The sequence below is a fragment of the Acidobacteriota bacterium genome, from assembly GCA_030774055.1.
Taxonomy (GTDB): Bacteria; Acidobacteriota; Terriglobia; order Terriglobales; family Acidobacteriaceae; genus JACPNR01.
In genome coordinates this window covers 1-2,203 of record JALYLW010000051.1, presented here as the reverse complement: position 1 = coordinate 2,203, position 2,203 = coordinate 1, and the positions used below count along the sequence as shown (strand labels likewise).

The 2,203-nt window shown below is 63.9% G+C and carries 2 protein-coding genes; both read left to right on the top strand.

Annotated elements, in window-relative coordinates:
- The first annotated feature begins 415 nt into the window (after positions 1 to 415).
- Positions 416 to 1,783 carry a sigma-54 dependent transcriptional regulator gene (locus M3P27_04135; protein ID MDP9267499.1) on the top strand — a complete coding sequence of 456 codons (1,368 nt, stop codon included), beginning with the start codon at positions 416 to 418 and terminating at the stop codon, positions 1,781 to 1,783.
- 138 nt (positions 1,784 to 1,921) lie between these two features.
- A complete protein-coding gene (locus tag M3P27_04130) occupies positions 1,922 to 2,176 on the top strand; it encodes a CDGSH iron-sulfur domain-containing protein (GenBank protein ID MDP9267498.1) in 255 nt (84 codons plus the stop codon).
- The last annotated feature ends 27 nt before the right edge of the window (positions 2,177 to 2,203 follow it).

The window sequence follows — 2,203 nt, the reverse complement described above, 5'->3', positions numbered from 1 at the left end:
ACCGGCCGCTCGCGCGAGCGGCCGGTTGCTTTGCCTTCCCAGACCCTGGCCCTCCTCATCGCTCTTCACCGAGCCGCCTCCGCTGCCTGGTGGTCCATGTGTCCGTCCCGTTTTGGGAACCAATCTTGCACCAGTGCCAGAAAAGGCTATCAATGCTGGGGTCTGCTCACTAGGATGGAGTTGTGTTTGTTCCCGTTATGGGAGCAGCTTAGGGAATGAAAGCTCTGAACGACCCTCCCCAAGCAGCTACTCCGAGTCTTTTCAGTGGTTTGACCGCGATAGGGATCGGGAAGCAGCAGCACTTGGAGGTCCCGCAAAGGGACGCTCCGGCGAGGGAATCATGGTCACAGCAACCGCAACTCAGGCAAGCACGGCCGCTCCGGCAAACGCATCTCCGCGGGTCAGCGCGGAGGCATTGAACGTTTTGATCGTGGATGACGATCGCGCCTCCCGCGAGGTATGCCGCGAGGTCGCCAGTGGGCTGGGCTTCATTCCGCACCTGGTGCCGGATGCGCTCGCCGCCTACGAGACCCTGGAACAGCAACCCATCGACGTGGTGCTGCTCGACCTGCGGTCGCCCGATGGCAGCGGCCTCGAGGTGCTGCGCGAGATCAAACAGCGCCGGCCGCAAGCGGAAGTGGTCCTGATGACCGGCTTTGCTACGGTCCAGAACGCGGTGCTGGCCATGCGCTTTGGCGCTTATGACTACCTCACCAAGCCGTTCGAGCGGGAGCGGCTGCGCTTGCTGCTCGAGCGAGTGAAGGGGCACGTGAAGATCCTGGGCGAGAACCGTGTACTGCGCGCGAAGCTGCGCTCAAAAGACGGCTTTGCCAACATCGTGGGCGCTTCTCCGGAGATGGAGAAGCTCTACCGCATCATCTCGAAAGTCGCGGTCAGCGCGCATCCGGTGCTGGTGCTGGGCGAGAGTGGGACCGGGAAGGAGTTGGTGGCGCGCGCCATCCATAGTTCTGGCCCGCACCGCGACAAGCCTTTTCTTCCGGTGGATTGCGGCTCGCTCGTCCCCACCCTGATCGAGAGCGAGCTGTTCGGGCACGTGAAGGGCGCGTTCACCGGAGCTTCGCGCACCAAGCAAGGCCTGCTCGAGATCGCGCAGGGTGGCACCGTGTTCCTCGATGAGATCGGCGAACTGCCCATCGACTTGCAATCGAAGCTGCTGCGCGCGCTGCAGGAGAAAGAGATCCGTCCCGTGGGCAGCACGCGGCGCGTGCCCATCAACGCCCGCATCCTCGCGGCCAGCAATCGCAACCTCGAGGCTGCGTGCGCGCAAGGCACCTTCCGCAAAGACCTGTTCTTCCGCCTGGCGGTGGTGAACCTGCGCATTCCGCCGCTGCGCGAGCGCAAGCAGGATATCCCGCTGCTGGTCGGCCGCTTCCTCGAGCGCATGTCGCGCGCCGCGGGCGTGGAGCGCACCATCAGCGATAATGCGCTGCAAAGGCTGATGGGTTATGACTGGCCCGGCAACGTCCGCGAGCTGGAGAATTGCCTGGAGCGCGCCTGTGCGCTGAGCTCCGGCCCGATCGTCCATCTCGGCGACCTGCCAACCGCGTTGCAGAATTCGGAGATGTTCCTCACCGCCATGCCCACCGCCACGCCCGCCGCCGCCGGTGGCCCGCAGATCGTCCCCATGGCCGAACTTGAAAAACAGGCGATCCTGGCGACCATCCGCGTTTTCAACGGCGACAAGCTCGAGGCCGCCCGCCGCCTCGGTATCGGGAAGACCACGCTCTACCGGAAGCTGAAGGAGTACGGCACCCTGCTGTAGCCGATCCTTGCCCCGGCGGACCTGAGACAACTCGTACACCCGCGCGTGACCCCACGCGCGTCGCTGCGCGCGTCGCTGCTCGCATCCCTATATGATGTTGCGGTCATTGCATGACGGAGTGTACCGAACGGAGGAGCGATGGGAGAGATTCGAATCACCGCCAAGAAGAACGGGCCCTTCCGCGTGGAAGGCGACCTTAGCCAAATCAAGTTGACCGACGCCGACGGCAACGCCTACGACCTGACCGGCAAGCCGGGTGTCTCGCTGTGCCGCTGCGGCGGCTCGGTGAGCAAACCCTTCTGCGACGGCACCCACTCGAAGATCGGCTTCCAGGCAGCGGAGGCCGCGGTAAAGAAGGAAGAGGAGAGCGGGCCGATGGGAACCAAGATGTAGTTAGGAACCAAATAGAAGGGTTGTGTA